Raw genomic sequence first — 23577 nt, 5'->3', positions numbered from 1 at the left:
CGGTTCAGTGTCCTGACGCGAGCCGCTGGAGCGTGGCGAGCACGTCGTCGAGCCAGTCCACGGTCATCCGTTCGTACGCGATGCCGCCGCGCAGCACGACGTGCTGGAGCTCCCGCCCGGCGTCGGGTGCGTCGGGGACGGGGGCGTCGGGGCCCGTGAAGTCGCGCCGCTCCCCCGCCAGATAGCCCGCGAGCCGGTCGGCGTGCGCCTGTCTGTAGCGCTCCACCTCGCGGATGAGCGCGGCCGGGTCGTCGAAGGCCGCGCCACGGATCTTCACGGCGAGTTCGTGCCGTACGCTCTCGGGCTCGATCGGCTCGTGCAGCCACTCGGAGAGCGCGCTCCTGCCGAGGACGGCTACGGAGTACTCCTTCTTGTCCGGCCTGTCCTGCTGCGCGACCTCGCGCACGGCGATCCAGCCGTCGTTCTCCATGCGCTTGAGCACGCGGTAGATCTGCTGGTGGGTGGCGGCCCAGAAGTACCCGATGGACCGGTCGAACCGCCGGGCCAGCTCATAGCCGGAGCCCGGCTTCTCCAGCAGGGAGACAAGAATCGCGTGCTCGAGCGCCATGCCCGAATCCTTCTATGCAACTTGTTGCATAGACAAGCGGCGCCGGGCAGGTGAGACATGGCTCACCTGGAAGCCGCCCTGTTACCGGGCGTTCGGGTCCGCGCCCGCGGGGACTTCATAGATCGTGCCGTCGACGCCCGACCGGTAGAGCTTGCCCGCCGAGAAGCCGCGGTCGCCGTGTCCGTAGGTGATCTGCGTGGACAGGTGCAGCCCCGACTCGACGGCGCACAGGGCCCCGTCCTCGACGCGCCAGATCTGGCCCGCCCCGTGCGTGGCGACGAGCGGGCGCCCGGCGCTGTCGAGCGTGAGCCCGTCGGGCAGGGAGAGGACGTCGGCGGGCGAGGTCGAGATCCAGCGCCGCGGGTGCGCCGGGTCGTCGACGGGAATGCGGTACAGGCCCGGGGCGACGGTGGTCTGGACGACGTAGACCTGTGTCCCGTCCGGGGAGACGGCGATCCCGTTGGGCTGCGGCACCTTGGACCAGGCGGGGTCGACCTTCCCGTCCGGTGTCACACGGCCGATGTTCCGGCCGCCCAAGGTCGTGGTGTACACGGTTCCGTCGGCCGCGAGGGCGACGCCGTCGATGCCGCCGAGTCCGGACGCGTACGTGGTGACCTCACCGGATTCCGGGTCCACCAGCAGCAGCTTCGACGTGGGGAAGGCGTCGCCGGTGAGCGAGTGCGCGAGGTCGTTGCCGGTGCCGACGAGGAGCTTGCCGTCGTCCCGTACGACGATCCCGCCGTTCGCGCCCACGTTCCCGGTGAGCGGCACAGGAGTACGGCCCGGGGCGTCGATGCGGTAGACGCGGCCGGTGAAGTACGCGGTGGCGAACATCCGGCCGTGCGCGTCGACGGCGATCGACTCGACCCAGTCGGGCAGGTGCGCCACCCGCTTCGGCGGAGCCGATCCGGTGGCCGCGCAGGCCGGTGCCGCGTGTGCGGGAGCCGGCGCGAGGACGCCCGCGGCCGCCGCGACGGCCAGGGCGAGTCCGGGTGCGATGCCACGTCGCGGGCGGCGTGGAGCGGTGCGCGGCCTCGTGCTCGCCTTCAACTTCATCGATTGCCCTCCGTCGTCGGGTGATCGGCCTGCCCGGCGAAGTATCGGCGCCGCGCCCGGACCGCGCCATGACAACTCCACGGTCCGCACTGACGATCCCGTCACACCGAACGCCTGGCCACCCGCTAGCATGTAAGGCATGCAGACCGAAAGTGACTCTTACGAACTCCATGTCGGGGTGCCGCCCGTCGAGGTCTTCCGCCGACTGCGTACTGACGCGGGCCTCTCCGACAAGGCCCCCGAAGCCGTGGCGCTCGCGCTGCCGAACACCTGGTTCGGCGTGGTGCTCCAGCACGAGGGCGAGCCCATCGGCATGGGCCGGATCGTCGGCGACGGCGGGACCGCCTTCCAGATCGTCGACATCTGTGTGCACCCCGCGCACCAGGGCCGCGGGCTCGGCCGGCGGATCATGGCCGCGCTGACCGACGAGCTCGAACGCCGGGCGCCCGACACCGCGTACGTCTCGCTGATCGCGGACGGACCCGCGCGCCACCTCTACGAGAAGTTCGGGTTCGCCGACACCGCCACCCACGATTCGGTGGGCATGTACCGCTTGATGCGGACGCGTTGACGCGGAGGTCCAAAGGGCCGTCGAATCGGCGCGGATGGCCGGGACGGGGCGTGCGAGACAAGCCAACCGTGCCCGTATCAGCCGCTCGTCGGCGGAATCCGGCTGCGCCGGAAGGATTCGGCAGGCAGCATGGCGCCATGCCGGATCTCGTGTGGGACGACGTCAGGGACTTCTTCGACCCCGACGTGATGGGGGCCCTGCCCGACGTGTCCGTGGCAGGAGCGTCGGTGGCGGACTGGCAGGCCGTGTTCGATCTGGTCCGGACGAGCGGCTGGCCGTGGGAGTACCTGGAGGGCGGCATCGCCGGACGTCTGCCGCCCGCCGCCGAGGTCCTCGCCAGGCCCGCCGATGCCGAGACGGTCGTGCTGCGGGTCTGGCCCGCCCCCGAGGTCCTCATGATCTTCCGTCCCACGTCCCCCGACGAGGTCGACTTCGACATCGACCTCCGCGAACTCCAGGGCCAGCACGGGGTCGACCTCCTGTGCGCCTTCCTCGCAGCGGTCGGCCGCCGCCTAGACAAGCCGGTGATGATGACCGCCGAGGGCAACTACGGGCAGCCCGTGCTGGGTTTCGACCCCGCGACGGACTCCGTGGTGCTGCTCGCGGACCCGCTCCTGAACTGATCGCGGACCGGCTGCCGAACCGGTCGGCGCGGGCCCGACCCGCAGGTCACCACCCTCGGGCCGTACCGGCCGCCTCCGTTAGGGGCTTCACGTCGCTCCCGACCAGGGACGACTCCTCCGTACCCCCGGATCCGTACCCTTGGAAAGGCCGCACAGCTCACCGTGTCCGCGCACCGCCCCCATGCTCTGTTCTCCTTCGGCACGCTGCTCGACGAGCGCGTCCAGAAGTCCCTCTTCGGCGAGCCCGTGCCCAGCGCGCCGGCCTCGCTGGCCGGGCACACCACCAGGCCGTTGCCGATCACGGATCCCGAGGTGATCGCCACCAGCGGTCTGGACGTGCACCTCACCCTGGAGCGCAGGCTCGGCGCCGAGGTCCGGGGCGCCGTGCTCCGGCTCACCGACGAGGACCTCGCCGCCGCCGACGCGTACGAGGTCGACGACTACGTACGCCGCCGGGTGGTCCTCTCCTCCGGCGAGACCGCGTGGGCGTACCTGGACGCGAACCCGCTGCGCCCGGCGTCGTGCGTCGTCGTGGTGGATCCGAGCGAGCCCGAAGGGAAGCGCGGACAGCGGCTTCGTGCCTGGTGCGCCGCCCGGCACGTCGACTGTCTCGCGTCCGCCGACGGTGGCCGGTGAGCGATACCGGAGGAGGTTGGTCCGCACCAACTCCTTGACGGGGCATCGAGGGCTGCCTTAAATCAAGTACTGAACAAAGCGCCGCTACGGATCACCCGCCGCGTTCAGTTCTCGACATCGTCTTGTCATGTGCATGCCCTAATGGCATTACCGTCACCGCCCCCCCCACGCGAAGCGATGTGATGACAGTGCACCCCTCCCCCGCCTCCGCCCCCTCAAGTCGCCGTCGCCGTACCAGGATCGGCGCCCTCGCCGTGGCCTGCGGCGTCCTCGGCATCGCCGCGCTCCCCACCGGAGCCTCCGCCGAGTCCGCGCCCCGGCCCGCCGCCAAGGCCGCGACGTTCACCGACGACTTCAACGGCCCCGCAGGGGCCGCGGTCGACGGCGCGAAGTGGCAGATCGAGACCGGCGACAACGTCAACAACCACGAGCGGCAGTACTACACCGCGGGCAACAACAACGCCGCCCTCGACGGCCAGGGCAATCTGGTCATCACCGCCCGCAAGGAGAACCCCGGCAACTACCAGTGCTGGTACGGCAGGTGCGAGTACACCTCGGCACGGCTGAACACCGCGGGCAAGTTCACCCAGACCTACGGCCACGTCGAGGCCCGGATGAAGGTGCCGCGGGGCCAGGGCATGTGGCCGGCGTTCTGGATGCTCGGCGCCGACATCGGCGACGTCGGCTGGCCCAACAGCGGTGAGCTCGACGTGATGGAGAACGTCGGCTTCGAGCCCGGCACCGTGCACGGCACGCTGCACGGCCCCGGCTACTCCGGCTCGGGCGGCATCGGCGCGGGCTACACCCTGCCCGGCGGCGAGGCGTTCGCGGACAAGTTCCACACCTTCGCGGTGGACTGGTCGCCGAACAAGGTGACCTGGTCCGTCGACGGCAAGGTCTACCAGACCCGCACCCCCGCCGACCTCAACGGCAACCGCTGGGTCTTCGACAAGCCGTTCTTCCTGATCCTCAACCTCGCCGTGGGCGGCTACTGGCCCGGCGACCCGGACGGCAGCACGACGTTCCCGCAGCAACTCGTCGTCGACTACGTCCACGTGACCACCAACAACGCGGCGGCGCCCAAGAGTTGACCCGAGGGCCGAACCGCACCCGCTCAGGCGTCCCGGCGGCGCGCGTCGTCCGCGCGCTGCCGGGACGCCAGCACGTGGGCGGCCTCGCGGGTCGCCGGATACAGGTCCAGATAGAGCCCGTACAGCTCGTCGTAGACGGCCGAGGCGGCGGGGTCCGGGGCGACGACCTCCACGGTCGGATTCCACTCCGCGATGTCGCCTGGAGCGGCGAGACCGGCGCCGACGGCCGCGAGGAAGGCGTCTCCGTACGCGGCGCCGACGGTGTACCGCGGCAGGTGCTGCGCCCGCCCGGTGACGTCGGAGACGATCCGCGTCCACAGCGCGCGGGCGCCGCCGCCGACCGCGACCAGGCGTTCGGCGCGGGCACCCGCGTCGGCCATGGCGGCGAGATTGTGCCGCACGCCGTACGCGGTGGCCTCCAGGGCCGCCCGGTACAGATGCCCCCGGCCGTGCCGCAGCGTCAGTCCGTGCACGAGCCCTCGGGCGTCGGGGTCGAAGAGCGGAGTGCGCTCCCCCGCGAAGTACGGCAGCATCACCAGCCCCTCGGCGCCTGGCGGCAACTCAGCGGCCTCTGACGTGAGTTGCTCGTACGACGAGCCGGTCAGATCCCGCAGCCACCCGGTGACCGCGCCGGACGTCGCCATGCCCGCCGCGAGGCAGTACGTACCCTCGAAGACGCCCGCCGTGCCCCAGAGGCGCGGGCTGGTCAGCGGCTGCGCGAGGATGCCGACCACGAACATGGTCGTGCCGTACATCAGCATGAGGTCACCCGGCGCGGCCACCCCGACGCCCGCCGCCTCCGCCCAGGCGTCGACGGTTCCCGCGACGACGGAAGTGCCCGCGGGAATGCCGGTGAGGGCCTCGGCCTCACGGGTCACGCCGCCCACCACCTCGGCGGGCCAGACCAGTTCGGGCCACTGGAGGCCCGGCGCGATCTCGTCGCAGCGCTCCTCGATCCAGGTGCGGGCCGCCAGGTCGTAGAGCGGCGTGCACTGGCTCGCCGAGTGGTGGTCGAGGACGTAGCGCCCGGTGAGCCGGTGCACGAGGTACGAACTGGCCATGTACCAGCGGCTCGTGACCTCGTACACCGCAGGATCGTGGCGGCGCAGCCACGCCAGTTTGGGCCCGATCGCCTGGCTGGTCAGGGGCGAACCGCAGCGGCGGATGATCTCCTCGGCGCCGTAGCGCTCGGTCTGCTCGGCGATCTCCTCGACGGCCCGCGTGTCCACGCCGTACAGAATGGCCGCGCGCACCGGCCTGCCGCGCTCGTCCGCAGGGAGCACACAGGGCCCGATGCCGCTGACTCCGACCGCGGCGAGCGCCTCCCCCGCGGGCACCTGGCGCGTCAACTCCCGTGCCAGGGAACGGAAGTCGTCCCACCACACGCCGTCCGCGTCGTGCTCGAACCAGCCGGGCCGCGGTGTCGCCGTGCCGTGCTCCCGCTGGGCCTGGGCGACGAGCGTGCCGTCCGTCCTGGTGAGGACGCCCTTGGACGAGGACGTGCCGATGTCGATGCCGAGCAGCAGGCCGGGAGCGGTGGCCGGGGTCGTGGTCACGGGGAACTCCGTTCGATCTCGGACGCCGGGAACGGTGTGCACTTGCTCTCGGTGAGCAGGCGGCGGTGGAAGGAGTTGAGCACGAGGGTGGGACGGACGTGCCGTTCGATGAGGGCGGCGGTGCCGGACGGGATGCCGTCGGGTCGTCGGCCCGCGCTCCAGTCGCGCAGGAAGGTGTCTCGGTCCGCGCCGCCGCGCACCTCGTCGAGCACATAGTGGTTGAGCAGGAAGGCTGCGGTGTAATGGTGGTCGTACGCGAGGTGGTCCGCGTGGAAGCGGATCTCTTCCGGCGACAGGTCGAAGCCGGAGCTCAGGGCGAGTCCGAAGTCGGCGAAGTAGAGCAGCCGCCCGTCGGTAAGCACGTTGGCGAAGTGGGCGTCGAAGTGGACGAGTCCACGGGAGCTCATGAAGGCGGCGCCGTCCGCGAGTTGCTCCTCGATCCAGTGGGGCGGGCCGTCGCCGCCCCCTGTACCGCCGTGGTCGTCCAGCCAGTCGGCGAGGGTGTGCGGCAGGTGTTCCAGGAAGAGCACCAGGCTGGACGAGGCCCGGCCGATGGCCTCCAGGCGCTCGCGGACGGCCGGTGATCCCTCCCAGTGCGCGACGGCGCCTGCCAGGCCCCCGAACTCGTCGGTGAAGCCTTCGGGAGGCGTGTCGGGCAGGATCCGCCAGTGGTACGTCAGCGGGAAGCCGGCGTGGGCGCCGCCGAGCACCCAGTCGGTGGTCATCGTGTGCACGGCGAGCTCCCGCCAGGCGCCGAACCCGGCCGATCCCACCCCGTACTGGTAGAACGTCGGCAGCCCGAAGACGTTCGCCGTAGAGCGCACGTTCTCCGGCCGCGACTCGACGTCCGTCAGCGGGACGCGCTTGACGAACACCCGGGTCCCCGCGACGTCCAGCTCCGCCGACCTGCCGCCGATGCCCGCGCCGAGCGGGGCGGCGGCCGCCACGGCCTCGCCGAGGCGGTGGTCGCTCAGCAGGGCGAGCCGGGTGCTGACTTCTCCGTGGCGGGCCAGGCGTGCGGCTCGCAGCGGATCGCGCTCGGTCATCGACGGCTCCCGGCGCCCGGGACCGGGCTTCGGTGATCATGTGGACGGAACCGACCTTACGCGGCCCGCCCGCGACGCCGTCCGGTTACGACGTGGTCCGCCCGAGCAGGCGCCACCACGTGCCGACGGCACCTGACCCGGTGAGCGCGGCGAGCGCCAAGTAGCCGATGACGGGCTCCGGTTCACGGCTCATGGCGGCGAGCACGAGGACCGTGGCGGTGAAGCCGGTGGTCACGAGGGCGATCACCAGACCGACGTATCTCATACCGGTCAGCGTGCGGTCCTTCGGCGACCCGGCGTCGACCGCGGGACGAACCTCCGGCGTACGGCAGGTGCCAGGACCGCGGCGCACGACCGGGGTGCCGGGTCCTAGCCGCTCTTCTTCCTGTCGAACCAGATCGTGGCCGCCGTCGGCGCGAGTCCCGCCCAGAAGACGAGCTGGGGCACGGCGCGGTCGGTCCACGGGATCTCCGCGATCAGCAGGGCGCAGAGCATCGCCCAGGCCGCCTGGGCCAGGACGACGCGGGCCCAGCGGCCGCGGCGGATCACGGAGCGGACGTTGAGCTGGACGCCCGCGCGCAGTCGCCGGTAACGGCGTACGGCGCCGAAGGCCCAGATCGCGGCCATGACGAAGAGGACCCAGAGGCGCTGGCCCAACGGAATGGGCAGCTCCGGGCCGGGGTCCTCGGCGGAGGGGAAGAGGTTGACCATGGCGCCCGCCGCGAGCACGCAGATCACCGCGAGCCAGCGCGTGCCGCGCAGCAGGCGGTAGGTGGCGTGGTCGAGCTGCTGGCGCATGGCCGGGGAGCCGGGGTCCGCGGCGAGTGCGTCGGCGTACAGGTCGGCGGCCTGGCCCGCGCCCACTCCCGGCGCCTCCGCGGCCTTCTTGGTCCGGCGGGCCAGCGCCTCGCCGTGCGTGGGGTCGATGCGGAGGATGGCCGCGTCGAGCTGGTCCGCGACCGTGCTGTTGCCCGCCGAGCTGGCGATGCGGTGGGCGATCTCGTGGACGTAGACGTCCTCGGGGCCGAGTCGCAGTGCCTCCATCGCCAGTTCGGCCGCCTCGCCGGAGATCCGGTCGATGTCCTGGGCGCTGATCTGCCGGGCGCCGGACTCCTTGGCGTACGTGACCAGGGCCGCGCGCCAGACGGCGTCGGCGAGCATGGCGTACGCGAACGGGTCCTCGGGCGCGATCCGTATCAGGTCGCGCAGGACGGGCTGGACGTGCAGCCAGCCGTTGTCGCGCACCATCGCCTGGGCGCTCAGCCGGAGCGCGCCGTAGTCCTCGGGGTCCAACTTGAGCGCCTCGGCCGCCGCCTCCCCGGCCTCCGCCACGCGCTGCGTGTTGAGGTGGCAGTAGCCGATGCTGACCCAGGCCCGTATGTCGGTCGGGTCCTCGGCTATGCGCCGGCCGAGCAGCGCTCCTGCCTGGTCGTAGCGTTCGAGTTCGAGCAGCGCCCTGGCCTGCTCGACGGTGGGGTGCAGCGTGCTCACAGCTTCCGCTTCTTCTTCAGGTAGGTGATCAGGTCGTCGTACGTGCCGCCGTCGTTCGCGTACATGGCGACGTTGCGGGCGGTGGCGAACCACGGTTCGGAGGACGGCGCGGTCTGCTTCGCCGCCCCCAGCAGGTCCTTCATGCCGATCATGCGGATGGTGCCGGTGCGCGCCGAGTCGAGCAGCGCGGTCTCGGCCGCCGTCTCGCACAGATGGGCGAGGTCGGCGCCCGAGAGGCCTTCGGTGGCCTTGACGAGCTTGCCCAGGTCGACGTTCTCTACGGGGCGTTCCTTCAGGTGGTAGCGGAGGATCGTCTCGCGGGCCGGGGCGTCGGGCGGCAGGACGAGCAGGGTGCGGTCCAGGCGGCCCGGCCTGCGCAACGCGATGTCCACGTCCCAGGGGACGTTGGTGGCGGCGAGCACGAACACGCCCTCGTTGGCCGCGGAGTCGATGCCGTCCAGCTCGGTGAGGAGCTGGTTGACGGTGTTGCGCAGCCCGCTGTGCTGGGTGCGGCTGCGCTTGGCGCCGAGCGCGTCCAGCTCGTCGAGGAAGACCACGCAGGGGGCCTTCTGGCGGGCGGTGCGGAAGATGTCGTGCATGTTGCGCTCGGAGTTGCCGATCCACATGTCGAGCACGTCGTTGACCGAGACGGACAGGAATCCCGCGCCGAGTTCACCGGCGATCGCCCGCGCGATGAAGGTCTTGCCGCAGCCGGGCGGCCCGTACAGGAGGAGTCCGCCGCGCAGGCTCTTGCCGTACAGCTTGCGCAGCTCGGGGTTGCGCATGGGCGCGAGGAAGGCGGCCTCCAGGCGCTCCTTGACCTCCTGCATGCCGCCGACGTCGGCGAGGCGGATCGTGCCGGGGGCATCGGGTGCGCTGACGTCCCAGGCGTCGGCGTCGCCGGGATCGCCGCTGCCGTCGGCGGTCAGCGGCGGCTCGACGAAGCGGGGCGGGATCACGTCGCCGACCTGATCGGCGGCGGCCCGCCAGTCGAAGCCGGGGCGGGGGTCGGGGGCCGACGCCGTGGCGGGCGGCTGCTCCCCCGCGACGGCGGGAGCGGCGGGACCAGCGGGAGGGGCGGGAGCTGCGGGAGCGGCCTGATCCACGGGTGCGGCCGAACCCACCGGGGTCGCGGGGGCCACGGGAGCCGCCGAACCCACCGCAGCGGCAGGAGTCACGGCAGCCGCGGGCCCGCTCATGGCCCGCATCATCAGCGCCCGGACCTGCTCATCCCCGGGCGCGTGCTGCAACGCGACGGCCGCTTCCGCGACGGCGGCGTCCTGCCGCCCGGCGGCCAGCAACAGCTCGGCCAGGTGCAGGCGCAGGGGTACGTCGCCGGGGGCCGCCTCGACGGCCGTGCGCAAGCTCTGTATCAGCGGGGAGTCGTCGGGCATGCGGCTACTTTATTTACCGGCTGATCTTGGCCGTCCGCCGGGCCCGCGCCGCCCTCGCCCTGGCCCTCCCGCCCGCTGTCCCCCCAGCTCTCCCCACTTCAGGATCACCAGGTTAGCCTTACCTGACTTTTTTGAGCGGGGCCGGGGAAAGCGAGAGCACAATGCACGACGACACACGCCGGAGCGGGCGTGATGTCCTGCGGGGCGTGGTGGCGGGTGAGCGGCGGCGCGTCGCGGCGGGCTGTGTGCTCGGCGCCTCGCACCAGATCGGCGAGGCGCTCATCCCCGTCCTCATCGGCGTCATCGTCGACCGCGCGATCGTCCATCCCGACGTGGCCTCCTTCGCGCGCTGGGCCCTGGTCCTCGCCGTCGTCTACGTCTTCCTCTCCGGCGGCTTCCAACTCGGCTCGCGCGCTGGGGAGTACGCCAAGGAGTACGCGGCGCACGGCCTGCGGATGCGTCTGATGCGCCGGGTCCTCGACCCGCGCGGCGGCGCCTCCACCGGACGGCCGCCCGGCGCCCTGGTCAGCGTGGCCACCGAGGACGCCCGGCGGGCGGGTTCGGTCGCCTTCGTGCTGCCGCTCGGCTTCTCCGCCACCGTGGGCCTCGCGGCGGGCGCGGTGCTGCTGCTGCGCGCCTCGGTCCCTCTGGGCCTGCTGATCCTGCTCGGCACACCCGTGCTCATGGGCCTCGGTCAGCTGCTCGCCCGGCCGCTCGAACACCGCAGCCACGCCGAGCAGGAGCGCGCGGCGCACGCCTCGGGCGTCGCCGCCGACCTGGTCGCAGGGGTGCGCGTGCTCCAGGGGCTCGGCGCGCAGCGCGCCGCGTCGGACCGCTACCGGCTCACCAGCCGCGCCTCGCTCGACGCGACGGTGCGGGCGGCGCGCGCCGAGGCGGTACAGACCGGCCTGATGCAGGCGCTGACCGGCGTGTTCATCGCGCTGGTCGCACTGGTGGGCGGGCGGCTCGTGCTGTCGGGCAGCATCGGGCTGGGCGAGCTGGTGGCGGCCGTGGGTCTTGCCCTGTTCATTCCCGGGCCCCTGCAGGTGATGTCGTGGATGGCCGCGGAGCTCGCCCGCTCCCGCGCCTCGGCAGGCCGCGTCGCCGATGTGCTCTCCACGCCGGGGGACGTCTCGGCGACGGCCGACCGTGCTCCCCGCCCCGACGGCACCGTCGCCGCCAGCCCGGCCGACGACGCCCCGCGCGGCTCGCTGCGCCTGTCGGGGCTCGTCCACGAAGGGCTCGACGGCGTCGATCTCACGGTCGCGCCCGGCGAGTTCGTCGGCGTCGTCGTCACCGAGTCCGCCCACGCGGACACCCTCGTCCGCTGCCTCGCGCGCCGCGTGGACCCCGATGCGGGCCGCCTGGAACTGGACGGCGTGCCGTTCACCGAGCTCGCGCCGCGCAGCCTGCGCTCCCGGGTCCTCGTCGCCGAGCACGGCGCCGAACTGTTCGCCGGATCGCTCAGGGACAACATCACGGCCATCGGCGATAACACCCACCCGGCCGCCGAGGCCGCGGGCGCCGACGAGGTCGCCGCTTCGCTGCCCGGCGGACTCGACGCCCCGGTCGGCGAGCGCGGCAGGTCCCTGTCGGGCGGCCAGCGCCAGCGCGTGGCACTGGCCCGCGCACTCGCCGCCGACCGCGACGTCCTCGTCGTGCACGACCCGACCACGGCCATCGACGCCGCGACCGAGTCCCGCATCGCCACCGGCATCCGGGAACTCCGGCGCGGCCGCACCACCGTCCTCGTCACCAGCAGCCCCGCACTGCTCGCCGTCGCCGACCGGGTCGCCCTCATCGACGGCGGCAGGCTCGCCGACGAAGCGCCCCACGAGGAACTGGTGCGGCGCAGCTCCCTCTACCGGACGGCGGTCCTCGCATGAGCACGACACCCGACATCCAGGACACCGAGCCCGTCGAGCCGACCGAGGCCGTCGCGCAGGACGACGGCCTCGGGACCAAGGACCGTGCCGTACGGCGCGCGACGCCCGAGCCCGCGACGGATCTGCTGCCCACCGCCACCGGCCGCCGCACCCGCGCCGCCGCGCGCGAACTGCTGCGTCCCGACCGGGCTCTGGCCGTACGGTCCGGGCTCGTCCTTGTCGCCGCGACCGCCGTCGGGCTGCTCACGCAGCCGCTGCTCGGCCGGATCGTGGACCTCGTCGCCGACGCCGCCAGGGGCACGCGCGACGTGTCGCCCGGTGTCCTGACGCTGCCCGTCGTGCTGCTCGCCGTCGTCGCCCTCGTGCAGGGCGCAGCGACCTCGCTGGGCATGAGCATGGTCGCCAAGCTGGGCGAGTCCGTCCTCGCCCGGGTGCGCGAGCGGTTCGTCGAGCGCGCCCTGACCCTGCCCGCCGACCGCATCGAACGCGCGGGCGCCGGAGACCTCACCGCGCGCGTCACCTCGGACGTGGCCCGCATGTCGGAGGCGGTGCGTTCGGCGCTGCCCGAGCTGGCCCGCTCGTCCCTGACGATCGTGCTGACCCTGGTCGCCCTCGCCGTCCTCGACTGGCGCTTCCTGCTCGCGGCGCTGCTCGCCGTGCCGGTGCAGGCGTGGACCGCGCGTTGGTACGTGCGCAAGGCCATCCCCCTCTATTCGCGCCAGCGCATCGCGAACGGCGCGCAGCAGCAGCAACTCCTGGAGACGGTCGGCGGGGCCGACACCGTGCGCGCCCACCTCCTGGAGGACGAGCACACCGAGCGCGTCGCCGACCGTTCCCACGAGGCGGTCCGCCTGCGGCTGCGCGGCGTACGCCTGGTGCTCGGTTTCTACGGGCGGCTGCACATCGGCGAGTACATAGGCCTGGTCGCCGTGCTCTTCGCCGGTCTCGTCCTGGTCCGCGAGGACGCCGTGTCGGTGGGTACGGCGACGGCTGCCGCGCTCTACTTCCACAACCTGTTCGGGCCGATCAACGCGGCCCTCGTCCTGCTCGACGACGCCCAGTCGGCGACCGCGGGCCTGGCCCGGCTCGTGGGCGTCACGGATCTGCCCGACGAGACGGAGACCGACGGCCGGTCCGCCGCCGGATCGGCCGGGGACCCGGACGCCGCCTTCGTCTCCGTGCACGGCATCAGCCACTCCTACGGGACCAGCTCGCCCGTCCTGCACGACGTCGACCTCGCCCTGCGCGAGGGCGAGCACGTGGCGCTCGTGGGCACCAGCGGCGCGGGCAAGAGCACCCTCGCGCGGATCCTCGCCGGGGTGCAGCCGCCCACGCGCGGCGACGTGCGCGCGGCGGACCGCGCCGACAGCAGGCCCGCGGCCGTGCTCGTCTCGCAGGAACTGCACGTCTTCGCGGGAACACTCGCCGAGGACCTGCGCCTGGCACGGCCCGGCGCGACGGACGACGAACTGCGCGCGGCGCTCGCCACCGTCGACGCGCTGGCCTGGGCGGAAGCACTGCCGGAGGGTCTGGAGACCGTCGTCGGCGAAGGGGCCCAGGGCCTCGACGCGGCCAAGGCGCAGCAACTCGCCCTGGCCAGGCTGGTGCTCGCCGATCCGCTCGTCGCCGTACTGGACGAGGCGACGGCGGAGGCGGGCAGTGCGGGCGCGCGCCTCCTCGAGCGGTCCGCGCGTGCGGCGCTCGACGGGCGCACCGCGCTGATCGTCGCCCACCGGCTGACCCAGGCCGCCACGGCCGACCGCGTCGTCGTCCTCGAACACGGCCGGGTCGTCGAGAGCGGCCCGCACGAGCGACTCAAGGACGCGGGCGGCCCCTACGCCACGCTGTGGGCCGCCTGGTCGGGCAAGCGGGACGCCGCGCCGGCCCACGACTGACCGGCGCGCGGGTCCGGGCGGCGCACGCCGCCGGCCGGGCCCGCGTCCCCGGGCGTTCAGCCGCCGGTGAGTTCGCCGCTGAGCTTCCCGTGGATCCGGGCGCTCGGCCCGTTCAGGCCGACGATCTCCACGGCCTTGCCGCGCTGGGCGTACTTGGTCTCGATGGCGTCGAGCGCGGCGACCGACGAGGCGTCCCAGATGTGGGCGTCGGTCAGGTCGACGACGACCTTGTCGGGGTCCCCCGCGTAGTCGAACTGGCCGACGAGGTCGTTGGACGACGCGAAGAAGAGCTCTCCGGTGACCGCGTAGACCACGCTGCCCCCGTCGGGGTCGGTGACCGAGGTGACGTTCGCCAGGTGGGCCACGCGCTTGGCGAAGATGACCATCGCGGTGACCGAGCCGACGACGACACCGACGGCGAGGTTGCCGGTAGTGACCACACAGACCACGGTGACGAGCATGACGGCGATCTCACCGGCCGGCATCCGCTTCAGGGTCTTCGGGGCGATGGAGTGCCAGTCGAACGTCGCGCACGAGACCATCACCATCACCGCGACCAGGGCGGCCATCGGGATGTCGGAGACGACGGGTCCGAAGGCGATGCAGAGCACCATCAGGAACGTCCCCGCCAGGAAGGTGGACAGACGGGTGCGGGCCCCGGAGACCTTCACGTTGATCATCGTCTGGCCGATCACGGCGCAGCCGCCCATGCCGCCGAGGAAACCGGTGACGATGTTGGCGATGCCCTGGCCGATGGACTCGCGGGTCTTGGAGGAGCGGGTGTCGGTGATGTCGTCGACGAGCTTGGCCGTCATCAGCGACTCCATGAGGCCGACCAGCGCCATGGCGAGTGCGTAGGGCGCGATGGTCGTCAGGGTGTCCAGGGTGAAGGGCACGTCGGGCAGGCCCGGGACCGGCAGTGAGGACGGCAGATCGCCCTTGTCGCCGACGGTGGGCACCGCGATCCCGGCGGCGACGGTGATCGCGGTGAGCGCGACGATGGACACCAGGGGCGCGGGGACCACGGTGGTGACCTTCGGCAGGAAGACCATGAGCGCGATGCCCCCGGCAAGGAGCGGATAGACGGGCCAGGGCACGTCGTGCATCTCGGGGACCTGCGCCATGAAGACGAGGATCGCGAGGGCGTTGACGAAGCCGACCATCACGCTGCGCGGCACGAAGCGCATCAGCTTGGCGACGCCGAGCGCGCCGAGGACGATCTGGAAGACACCGGCCAGGATGACGGCGGAGATCAGATAGCCGAGGCCGTGCTCACGGTTGAGCGGGGCGATGACCAGGGCGACGGCGCCGGTCGCCGCGGAGATCATCGCGCGGCGCCCGCCGACGATCGAGAGCGTGACGGCCATCGTGAACGAGGCGAAGAGACCGATCGCCGGGTCGACCCCCGCGATCACGGAGAACGAGATCGCCTCGGGAATCAGCGCGAGGGCGACCACGAGCCCGGCCAGGATCTCGGTGCGCCAGACCTTCGGGTCGGACAGCCAGTCGGGGCGCAGACCACGCAGCCGTGCGGCCGGGGACGGTGCGGACGTAGACAAGACGGATACCTGTCGTGCTCGGGCACACCCGGCATCGGGGGCGTGCGGGAATGGGGCAGGAAAGTTCAGGGACTCCGCGGTTTCCGGCAGGCGGAACCCCCGTACGAAGGGGGTGGGAAGTCAGCGACGGGCCGACCGAGGCGCGGGGCACGACGGTGTGCGGGAAGGCACCGGGAATCGGTGCGGGGCGCTGGGTCGGCGAAGGAGCGGAATCACGGCGGAGAGGCGGCGGCGCTCGGCACACGGTGCATGCGCACGCTCTCTCCTCGGATCTGCGGGACTGCGGTGGCGGCTCGGTCACGACACGGAGCCGACCCGAACCGAACACGTACTTTACCCCGGGCTCCCGACGGTCCCGCCGGTCCCGCCGGTCGTACGGGGATCGGCCGCTGGGGACCGCGTCCAGACCCACGCCGCGCAGCACCGCGCGGGGCCACCGCCGGGTGGACACCACGCTCACCGGCACACCGGCGTCGGCGGCCCACTGCCTCGGCGGGTGTCTCCGCCCGAAACGAATCGTTCCGCCGCTCGCGTCGAGCCGCACTCCGGCCTGGGTTTACCCACCTACCTCAGAGGTTTACTGCCCATCTCCAACCGGGAGTTGACGCCCTCCTTCCCCGCCGTGCGTAGCTTTTTCCCTCGTGGTGACGTGAACACCGCCGACGCCTGCCGACAGCCGGCCCACCGTGCCACCCGTTCCGTGCCATGAAGGCGTCGCCGAGACCAGCAGCCTCCGGACCGTGCGCCGAGCCGTGCCATCGCCGTCACGGAGGAGACAGGGACGGTCCATGACGTACGCGCAACGCACGACCCGCACCCGGCATGCCGCGCAGGAGGACATCCACCCCCGGTTACGACCGGGGGTGCTCTGCTATCGGGGATACGACGGCCATCAGGGCCGGCGCGACAGCGGCCGCACGACGCCCGTCGGGCCGGCCTCCGTCGCCGAGCTCCGGCCCGACGTGGTCACCCTCCACCTCGGCTTCGACCACCCGGTGCGGGTGTGGGACAGCCGGGGCGAGCACGAACCCCCTTCAGGAGGGCGGGAGTTGACCTCCTTCGCCGCCGGGCTCTCCACCCACGCCAGGGCCGTGCTGCACCCTGCCGGGTCCTGCGCCCTGGAGGTCCTGCTCGAACCCTGGGCGGCCTTCACTCTGTTCGGCACGGCCATGCACACGATCACCCATTCCGTGGTCGCCCCGGTGACCGCGCTGGACTCCCGCATCCGCCCGCTGCACGACGCGCTCGCCGCCGTGTCCTCGTGGCCCGAGCGCTTCGCCGTACTCGACCGCGCCCTCACCGGCTGGAGCACGGCCGGGCAGGCCAGCTCGCCGGAGCTGGTGCGGGCCTGGCTGACCGTGCGGCGCACCGGCGGCACCGTGCCCATCCGGCGCCTGGCCCAGCAGTCCGGCTGGTGCTGGCGACGGCTGGAGTACCGCTTCCGGCAGCAGATCGGGCTCGCCCCGAAGGCGGCGGCCCGCGTCGTCCGGCTGCGGCGGGTCCTCGTCCTGCTCACCCGGGGCGACGCTCTCGCCGACACCGCCGCACGCTGCGGCTTCAGCGACCAGGCGCACCTCAGCCGCGAGGTGAAGACGATGACGGGCCGTACGCCGGGGCAGCTGGTGGCCGCGTACGGCTGACGCCGCCCGCGGCGCGCCGACGGGACCGCGTGGCCGCGCGGTGCGAATTTGTTCAAGACCCTCAGGGGCGCCGACGCGCAGTGTGGGACGCGCAGTTCCGAGTTCCACTCATTCACGAACAGAATAAGGAGGTGCACATGCTCGCATCAATCGAGTCGATGGGCAGCAGGCTGCTCGGCCTGATCGTCCCCTCCGTGGACGCGGCGGCCTCGGGTGACATCCAGAAGTGCTGGGGCGCCTGCTGGCAGTGCAACAAGCTGTACGGCCACGCCGACGGCAAGTGCAGCTGCAACGCACCGTGCTGTGCCGTGGGCGGCGACCGCTACAGCTGTAGCTGCAACCAGTGCCCGTGAGGTGAACCGGGCCCGCGAGGGCACCGGGTGACGCCGAAGGACCAGTGAGCGGCCGGGGCGGGGCAGCGGTTGCGCCCCCGCCCCGGCACGCGCACCGGCCGGCTCCGGCTCCGGCTCCGGCTCCGACAAGAACTCCCGTTCAGGTGAGACCTCCCGCTCGGGTAAGAACTCCCATTCAGGCAAAGGGGAATCCGCGTGCCGTACGTGACCCTGGCACTGCGATGCCTCGTCGGCGTCGTGTTCTTGGTCTCGGCGTCGAGCAAGGTCGCCGGTCGTGGGCGCTTCGCCGCGTTCCGGGCGTCGGTCGACGCCATGGGTGTCCTCCCCGCGCGCCGGGTCCCACTGGCGGCGCGGCTGGTGGTCGGGACCGAGTGCGCCGTACCGCTGCTCCTCGTGTCCGCCCCGTCCCTCGGGTTCGCGCTGGCCTGCGGACTGCTCGTCGCCTTCACCGCGGGCATCGCGGGCACGCTGCGGCGCGGCGCGGCGGTCCCGTGCCGGTGCTTCGGTGCGAGCGCGCGGCCGCTGGGGCGCGCGCACGTGGTGCGGAACGCGCTGCTGACCTGCTGCACGTTGACCGGCGAGGCCGGAGTGCTGCTGTCCGAAAGCGCCGGGGCCGGTGGGGCAGCCGGATCCGCCGCCCTGTTCGCCGGGGCCTGTTGCGCGGGCCTCGTCGTCCTGCTCGACGACCTCATCGACCTGTTCCGTCCCGTACGGGCGCCCGTCCGCTGAAGCCCTCCTGACAGCGGACGCCCGCCCATGACAGCCGGCGCCCGCCCATGACATTGGAGAAACCATGCCCTTCCTGATCGTCGCCGTCGTGTTCGTCGGCCTGCTCTGCACCCTGGATCTGATCCTCAGCCTGGGCGTGATCAAACGGCTGCGTGAGCACACGGAGCTGCTCGGCGCGCTCAACGGGCGCGCCTCCCTCGGGGTCGGCGAGACCGTCGGCGACTTCACCGCCGTCACGGTGGACGGCGCCGAGGTCAACCGGCGCGACCTGGCGGACGACACCCTGGTCGGGTTCTTCTCGCCCGGCTGTCCCGCGTGCGCCGAACAGCTCCCCAAGTTCGTGGAGTTCGCGAAGGCAGTGCCGGGAGGCCGCGCCCGTGTACTCGCCACCGTCGTGGGCGACCCGCAGCGCACCGCCGACATCGTGGCCCGGCTCGAACCGGTCGCCCAGGTGGTGGCCGAGGGCCAGAACGGCGCCGTCGGCTCTGCGTTCGCCATCGCCGCGTTCCCTTCGGTCCTGAAGGTGTCGGTGCGGGGCACGGGCGACCCGGTCGTCGCGGACGCCCGGGTCGACCTGGAACGCCTGCCGTCCTCAGCGGCATGAGCGAAGACGGTACGAGGAAAGAGGACGGTACGAGGAAGAGGAATGCCTGCCAAGAGGGCACGACGGCAGAGGCAACGACGGAACCTCAGCCCGCAGGCGACGCCGACCCGGCCGAGGCCGCATCGCCGCGCCCCTCCCGTCGCGTCGTCGCCGCCGTCGCCCTCAGCGCCCGCGCCGCGCCCACCGCCTTCGCGGCGCACACCCTGCTGACGCTCCTCACCAGCGCGGCCCCTGTGGCGTCGGCCTGGCTGATGAAACTGGTCATCGACAACCTGGTCCACCACGGGCCGCGCCCCACGCTCATCGCGCTCACCACCGGGCTCGGCGCCGTGGGTCTGGTCGCGGCGCTGCTGCCCCAACTCCTGCAATACCTGCGGGCGGAGCTCGACCGACGAGTCGGACTGCTCACGCAGGAGCGGCTGTTCACGGCGACGGACCGGCAGGTGGGCCTGGCCCGGTTCGAGGATCCGCGGTTCCTCGACCGGCTGCGGCTGGCCCAGCCCAACGCGGGCATGAACCCGAACAACGTGGTGTGCGGATTCCTCAACGTCGCCCGGTCCGCGCTCACTCTGAGCGGCTTCCTGGGCTCGCTCTTCCTGCTCGGTCCTGTCATGGCCGCGCTGCTCCTGCTCTCCGGTGCCCCCATGCTCGTCGCGGAGATCCAGCTGTCGCGGCGCAGGGCCCGGATGATCTGGGAGATCGGGCCGGTCGAGCGGCGGGAGTTCTTCTACAACGACCTGCTGTCGAGCGTGGCGGCGGCCAAGGAGATACGGCTGTACGGCATCGGCACCTTCCTGCGCGGGCGGATGCTCGCGGAGCGCCGTACCGCCAACGCCGCCAGACGGGCCATGGACCGCAGGGACGTCACGGTCCAGGCCGGTCTGGCGGCGCTCGCCGCGCTGGTGTCGGGGACGGGTCTCGTCTGGGCCGCCGCGGCGGCCCAGCGCGGCGCGCTGTCGGTCGGCGACATCACGATCTTCATCGCCGCGATCGCCGGGATGCAGGGCGCGCTCGCCACCGTCGCGAGCGAGATCGCCCAGTCCCACCAGGCGCTCGAACTCTTCGGCCACTACCTCGCCGTCACGCGGGCCCGCCCCGACCTGCCGCTCTCCCCCGCGCCCCGCCCGCTCCCCGCGCTGCGCGAGGGCATCACGCTCCAGGACGTGTGGTTCCGGTACTCGCCCGCGCACGCGTGGGTCCTGCGCGGGGTCACGCTGCACGTTCCGTACGGCGGTTCGCTCGCGCTTGTCGGTCTGAACGGCGCGGGGAAGTCGACCCTGGTGAAGCTCCTGTGCCGGTTCTACGATCCGACGCGCGGCGCCATCCTGTGGGACGGGACGGACCTCCGCGACGTCGATCCCGTGGAGCTGCGACGGCGTATCGGCGCGGTGTTCCAGGACTTCATGCACTACGACATGACGGCCGCCGAGAACATCGCGCTCGGTGACCTGGCCGCCCTCGACGACGAGCCGCGGCTGCGGGCCGCCGCGCACCGCTCCGGCATCCACGAGACGCTCTGCGAACTCCCGCACGGCTACCGGACGTTGCTGTCCCGGACCTTCTTCATGACGTCGGACAGCGAGAACGGTCCCGAGGAAGGCGTGACGCTCTCGGGCGGACAGCGGCAGCGCCTCGCGCTGGCCCGCGCCTTCCTGCGCCACCGCTGCGACCTGATGATCCTCGACGAACCCTCGGCGGGCCTGGACGCCGCCGCGGAGCACGAGATCCACGCCTCCCTGCGGGAACACCGCGGGGCGCGCACGAGCCTGCTCATCTCGCATCGCCTCGGCACACTCAGGGACGCCGACTCGATCGCGGTCCTGAGCGACGGAAGAGTCGTCGAACAGGGCGACCACACGGCCCTGTTGGCATCGGACGGGCGCTACGCCCGGCTGTTCACCCTCCAGGCGTCGGGCTACCGCGAGGAGACGGAACCGACCGCGGTGGGGGCGATCGACCCATGAGAGGACTCGTGAGACGTACAAGGACAGGCCGGGCGCTCGGCGCGATCGCCGCTCTCGGTACGGCACTCGCCACCACCGCGCTCGCGCGTCGTGCGCTGGTCTCCGTCACCGTGCGCGGCCGGAGCATGGAGCCCGCCTACCACGACGGCGACCGCGTCCTGGTGCTGCGCCCGCACGTCCGGGCCCTCGCCGCAGGCCGGGTCATCGTCGTGGAGCGGCCTGGCGCGGGCCACCGCTGGCCTGGGCCGCCGCTGGACCCGGACGCGCGGGCCGCCGCGGTGGCCGACCGCCAGTGGATGATCAAACGCGTGGGCGCCGTCCCGGGAGACCCGACCGGCCCACCACTCCCCCGCACCGGCCCCGTGCCGCCGGGCCGTCTCCTCCTGCTCGGAGACAACCCCCATCACAGCGTCGATTCACGGCAGTTGGGCTACTTCCCCATGGACCGTGTGCTGGGAGTGGTGCTCCGCGCCCGCCCCTGGATCCCGCTTCGGGTCAGGCGCTGAGGCCGACGGGGCCGTGCCGGACCTCCTGCCGCACGTGCTTCGTGACCCCGTAACCGGCCAGCCAGTCCCGCAGCGCGGTCACGTCCCCCTCGTCGAGGAGCGCGGGGTCCACGGTGGTGCGGATCTGGTGGGGGACGCCCGAGTCGAGCAGCAGGCGCAGGCTGCGCTCGGCGGGTGTCGCGCTGTTGCGGACGCCGGTGACCCTGTCGTACGCGTCCGGGTGCGCCTTGGCGTCGAAGCCGACCCAGTCGACGAGCCCTTCGGCGAGCAGCGCGCCGAACCGGCGCGGGTAGGCGCCGCCGGTGTGCAGCCCCACCGCGTGGCCGAGCTCGCGCGCCTGCCGTGCCGCGTCGGCCAGGCCCGGTTGCAGCAGCGGCTCCCCGCCCGAGAAGACGATCCCGTCCAACAGGCTGCGGCGGCGGCCCAGATGGGCGGTCACCGTCGGCCACGGGACCTCGAAGGGCGGGCGCGCCCGCGCGTCGAGCAGCTCCGGGTTGTGGCAGTAGCCGCACCGCCACGGGCAGCCCTGGCAGAAGACGGTGGTGACCAGCTTGCCCGGCCAGTCGCAGGTGGAGAGCCGGGCCCAGCCGCCGACGCGGATCACGCCGGGACCACCGTGCGCTCCTGGAAGTGGGTGCGCTCGGCGTGCTCGCCCTTCTTGCCGATGTTGAAGGAGGAGACCGGGCGGTGGTAGCCCATGACGCGGGTCCAGACCTCGCAGTCGCCGCCGCAGGACGGGCAGTTGGCGCGCTCACCGGCGAGGTAGCCGTGCTCGGGGCAGATGGAGAAGGTGGGCGTCACCGTCAGATAGGGCAGCGAGAACCGCTCCAGAGAGCGGCGCACGAGGGTGCGGCACGCCTCGGCGGTCGAGACGCGCTCGGACATGTACAGGTGGAGGACGGTGCCGCCGGTGTACTTGGTCTGGAGTTCGTCCTGCCGCTCCAGCGCCTCGAAGGGGTCGTCGGTCCAACCGACCGGCAGCTGTGAGGAGTTCGTGTAGTACGGGTTGGTGTCGGTGCCCGCCTGGAGGATGTCGGGGAAGCGTCGGTGGTCCTCCTTCGCGAAGCGGTAGGTGGTGCCTTCGGCGGGGGTGGCCTCCAGGTTGTACAGGTGGCCGGTCCGCTCCTGGAACTCGACCATGCGCGCCCGGACGTGGTCGAGGAGGCGGACGGCGAGCGCGTGCCCCTCGGGCGTGGTGATGTCGTGGGCGTCGTGCGTGAAGTTGCGGATCATCTCGTTGACGCCGTTCACGCCGATGGTGGAGAAGTGGTTGCGCAGGGTACCCAGGTAGCGCTTGGTGTGCGGGAAGAGTCCGCCGTCGATCAGGTCCTGCACGGTGACGCGCTTGATCTCCAGGCTGTCGCGGGCGAGGCCGAGCAGCCGGTCGAGCGCGTCGTACAGGCCCTGTTCGTCGCCCGCGTGCAGGTGGCCCAGGCGCGCGCAGTTGACCGTGACGACGCCGAGGGACCCGGTCTGCTCCGCGCTGCCGAACAATCCGTTGCCGCGCTTGAGCAGTTCGGTGAGGTCCAGTTGGAGGCGGCAGCACATGGAGCGGATCATGCCGGGGTTCAGGCCGGAGTTGATGAAGTTCTGGAAGTACGGGAGCCCGTACTTCGCGGTCATCTCGAAGAGCCGCCGGGCGTTGTCGCTCTCCCAGGGGAAGTCGTCGGTGATGTTGTAGGTCGGGATCGGGAAGGTGAAGACCCGCCCCGTGGCGTCGCCCGCCGTCATGACGTCGATGTACGCGCGGTTGATCAGGTCCATCTCGTGCTGGAGCTCGCCGTAGCCGAAGTCCGCCTCCACGCCGCCGATCACCGGCACCTGCTCGCGCAGGTCCTCGGGGCAGGTCCAGTCGAAGGTGAGGTTGGTGAACGGCGTCTGGGTGCCCCAGCGCGACGGCACGTTGAGGTTGTGCACCATCTCCTGCATGCACTGGTGGACCTGCTCGTACGTCATGGAGTCGACGCGGACGAACGGCGCCATGTAGGTGTCGAAGGAGCTGAACGCCTGCGCCCCGGCCCATTCGTTCTGCAGCGTGCCGAGGAAGTTGACGATCTGTCCGACGGCGGAGGAGAAGTGGCGCGGCGGGGCGGAGTCGATCTGCCCCGGCACCCCGTTGAAGCCCTCGGCGAGGAGCGTGCGCAGGGACCAGCCCGCGCAGTAGCCGGAGAGCATGTCCAGGTCGTGTATGTGGAGGTCGCCCTCGCGGTGGGCGCGGCCCACGGCGTCCGGGTAGACCTGGTCGAGCCAGTAGTTGGCGACGACCTTGCCGGCCGTGTTCAGGATGAGTCCACCGAGCGAATAGCCCTGATTGGCGTTGGCGTTGACCCGCCAGTCACTGCGGTCCAGGTACTCGGTCACCGAGTCCACGGCGTCGATCTGCGTCACGTCAGCCCTCCCACGAGGCGT

At 72.2% G+C, this 23577-nt stretch carries 22 protein-coding genes; 12 read left to right on the top strand and 10 right to left on the bottom strand.

What is annotated here, in order from left to right; genetic code table 11:
• Nucleotides 1-4: 4 nt before the first annotated feature.
• Together ACIO9J_RS24000 and ACIO9J_RS23995 are read right to left on the bottom strand one after the other, a co-directional pair.
• Entirely contained in the window at nt 5-568 is a 564-nt protein-coding gene (locus tag ACIO9J_RS24000; protein WP_402003033.1) for a PadR family transcriptional regulator, read from the bottom strand.
• 81 nt (nt 569-649) lie between these two features.
• On the bottom strand, nt 650-1624 hold the full coding sequence (locus ACIO9J_RS23995) for an SMP-30/gluconolactonase/LRE family protein (RefSeq protein WP_402003030.1): 975 nt from the start codon (nt 1622-1624) through the stop codon (nt 650-652).
• Nucleotides 1625-1763: 139 nt separating this feature from the next.
• On the opposite strand from ACIO9J_RS23995, the gene ACIO9J_RS23990 reads away from it, so the two are divergent.
• The 4 genes from ACIO9J_RS23990 to ACIO9J_RS23975 all read left to right on the top strand — a co-directional run bounded on the left by ACIO9J_RS23990 (nt 1764) and on the right by ACIO9J_RS23975 (nt 4545).
• Nucleotides 1764-2195 (top strand): GNAT family N-acetyltransferase, encoded by a 432-nt coding sequence (locus tag ACIO9J_RS23990; protein ID WP_402003027.1) that lies wholly within the window; start codon nt 1764-1766, stop codon nt 2193-2195.
• Nucleotides 2196-2332: 137 nt separating this feature from the next.
• On the top strand, nt 2333-2818 hold the full coding sequence (locus ACIO9J_RS23985) for a hypothetical protein (protein WP_402003024.1): 486 nt from the start codon (nt 2333-2335) through the stop codon (nt 2816-2818).
• A gap of 162 nt (nt 2819-2980) precedes the next feature.
• On the top strand, nt 2981-3454 hold the full coding sequence (locus ACIO9J_RS23980; RefSeq protein ID WP_402003021.1) for a gamma-glutamylcyclotransferase family protein: 474 nt from the start codon (nt 2981-2983) through the stop codon (nt 3452-3454).
• A gap of 182 nt (nt 3455-3636) precedes the next feature.
• Entirely contained in the window at nt 3637-4545 is a 909-nt protein-coding gene (locus tag ACIO9J_RS23975; protein ID WP_402003019.1) for a family 16 glycosylhydrolase, read from the top strand.
• 23 nt (nt 4546-4568) lie between these two features.
• Here ACIO9J_RS23975 and ACIO9J_RS23970 read toward each other — a convergent pair whose 3' ends face one another.
• From ACIO9J_RS23970 to ACIO9J_RS23950, 5 genes are all read right to left on the bottom strand, one after another.
• Nucleotides 4569-6101 (bottom strand): FGGY-family carbohydrate kinase, encoded by a 1533-nt coding sequence (locus ACIO9J_RS23970; protein WP_402003016.1) that lies wholly within the window; start codon nt 6099-6101, stop codon nt 4569-4571.
• Complete coding sequence (locus ACIO9J_RS23965; protein ID WP_402003013.1) at nt 6098-7147, bottom strand: protein kinase family protein; 1050 nt, start codon at nt 7145-7147, stop codon at nt 6098-6100. Before ACIO9J_RS23965 ends, ACIO9J_RS23970 begins: the two co-directional genes overlap by 4 nt.
• Nucleotides 7148-7232: 85 nt before the next feature.
• Nucleotides 7233-7412, bottom strand: a complete 180-nt coding sequence (locus ACIO9J_RS23960; protein WP_402003010.1) for a hypothetical protein — start codon at nt 7410-7412, stop codon at nt 7233-7235.
• A gap of 104 nt (nt 7413-7516) precedes the next feature.
• Entirely contained in the window at nt 7517-8638 is a 1122-nt protein-coding gene (locus tag ACIO9J_RS23955) for a tetratricopeptide repeat protein (protein ID WP_402003007.1), read from the bottom strand.
• On the bottom strand, nt 8635-10032 hold the full coding sequence (locus tag ACIO9J_RS23950) for an ATP-binding protein (protein WP_402003005.1): 1398 nt from the start codon (nt 10030-10032) through the stop codon (nt 8635-8637). The genes ACIO9J_RS23955 and ACIO9J_RS23950 overlap by 4 nt, the downstream gene beginning before the upstream one ends.
• 161 nt (nt 10033-10193) lie before the next feature.
• Here ACIO9J_RS23950 and ACIO9J_RS23945 point away from each other — a divergent pair, with 161 nt between their 5' ends.
• Both ACIO9J_RS23945 and ACIO9J_RS23940 read left to right on the top strand, forming a co-directional pair.
• Entirely contained in the window at nt 10194-11918 is a 1725-nt protein-coding gene (locus ACIO9J_RS23945; protein WP_402003002.1) for an ABC transporter ATP-binding protein, read from the top strand.
• Entirely contained in the window at nt 11915-13813 is a 1899-nt protein-coding gene (locus ACIO9J_RS23940; RefSeq protein WP_402002999.1) for an ABC transporter ATP-binding protein, read from the top strand. The genes ACIO9J_RS23945 and ACIO9J_RS23940 overlap by 4 nt, the downstream gene beginning before the upstream one ends.
• A gap of 56 nt (nt 13814-13869) precedes the next feature.
• Here the strand turns inward: ACIO9J_RS23940 and ACIO9J_RS23935 are convergent, their stop codons facing one another.
• The gene (locus tag ACIO9J_RS23935; RefSeq protein ID WP_402002996.1) at nt 13870-15372 is read right to left on the bottom strand and encodes a SulP family inorganic anion transporter; all 1503 of its coding nucleotides are present in this window, start codon (nt 15370-15372) and stop codon (nt 13870-13872) included.
• A gap of 788 nt (nt 15373-16160) precedes the next feature.
• Between ACIO9J_RS23935 and ACIO9J_RS23930 the strand changes: the two genes are divergently transcribed.
• The 6 genes from ACIO9J_RS23930 (at nt 16161) to ACIO9J_RS23905 (ending at nt 21168) form a co-directional block, all read left to right on the top strand.
• A complete protein-coding gene (locus tag ACIO9J_RS23930) occupies nt 16161-17012 on the top strand; it encodes a helix-turn-helix domain-containing protein (protein WP_402002993.1) in 852 nt (283 codons plus the stop codon).
• Between the two features lie 137 nt (nt 17013-17149).
• Nucleotides 17150-17365 (top strand): hypothetical protein, encoded by a 216-nt coding sequence (locus ACIO9J_RS23925; RefSeq protein ID WP_402002990.1) that lies wholly within the window; start codon nt 17150-17152, stop codon nt 17363-17365.
• Between the two features lie 195 nt (nt 17366-17560).
• Nucleotides 17561-18094: a MauE/DoxX family redox-associated membrane protein gene (locus tag ACIO9J_RS23920; protein WP_402002987.1), complete on the top strand. Its 534-nt coding sequence runs from the start codon at nt 17561-17563 to the stop codon at nt 18092-18094.
• Between the two features lie 64 nt (nt 18095-18158).
• Complete coding sequence (locus ACIO9J_RS23915) at nt 18159-18698, top strand: TlpA family protein disulfide reductase (RefSeq protein WP_402002984.1); 540 nt, start codon at nt 18159-18161, stop codon at nt 18696-18698.
• The gene (locus ACIO9J_RS23910) at nt 18695-20662 is read left to right on the top strand and encodes an ABC transporter ATP-binding protein (protein WP_402002981.1); all 1968 of its coding nucleotides are present in this window, start codon (nt 18695-18697) and stop codon (nt 20660-20662) included. The genes ACIO9J_RS23915 and ACIO9J_RS23910 overlap by 4 nt, the downstream gene beginning before the upstream one ends.
• A gap of 8 nt (nt 20663-20670) precedes the next feature.
• Nucleotides 20671-21168, top strand: coding sequence for a S26 family signal peptidase (locus ACIO9J_RS23905; protein WP_402002979.1), 498 nt, complete (start codon nt 20671-20673; stop codon nt 21166-21168).
• Here ACIO9J_RS23905 and ACIO9J_RS23900 read toward each other — a convergent pair.
• Both ACIO9J_RS23900 and ACIO9J_RS23895 read right to left on the bottom strand, forming a co-directional pair.
• A complete protein-coding gene (locus ACIO9J_RS23900; RefSeq protein ID WP_402002978.1) occupies nt 21158-21772 on the bottom strand; it encodes an anaerobic ribonucleoside-triphosphate reductase activating protein in 615 nt (204 codons plus the stop codon). The genes ACIO9J_RS23905 and ACIO9J_RS23900 overlap by 11 nt on opposite strands.
• Complete coding sequence (locus ACIO9J_RS23895; protein WP_402002975.1) at nt 21769-23556, bottom strand: ribonucleoside triphosphate reductase; 1788 nt, start codon at nt 23554-23556, stop codon at nt 21769-21771. Before ACIO9J_RS23895 ends, ACIO9J_RS23900 begins: the two co-directional genes overlap by 4 nt.
• Between the last annotated feature and the right edge of the window lie 21 nt (nt 23557-23577).

It is taken from the genome of Streptomyces sp. NPDC087300 (assembly GCF_044744425.1).
GTDB lineage: Bacteria > Actinomycetota > Actinomycetes > Streptomycetales > Streptomycetaceae > Streptomyces.
The sequence above is the reverse complement of the archived record's forward strand: the minus strand, read 5'-3'. Positions and strand labels throughout refer to the sequence as shown.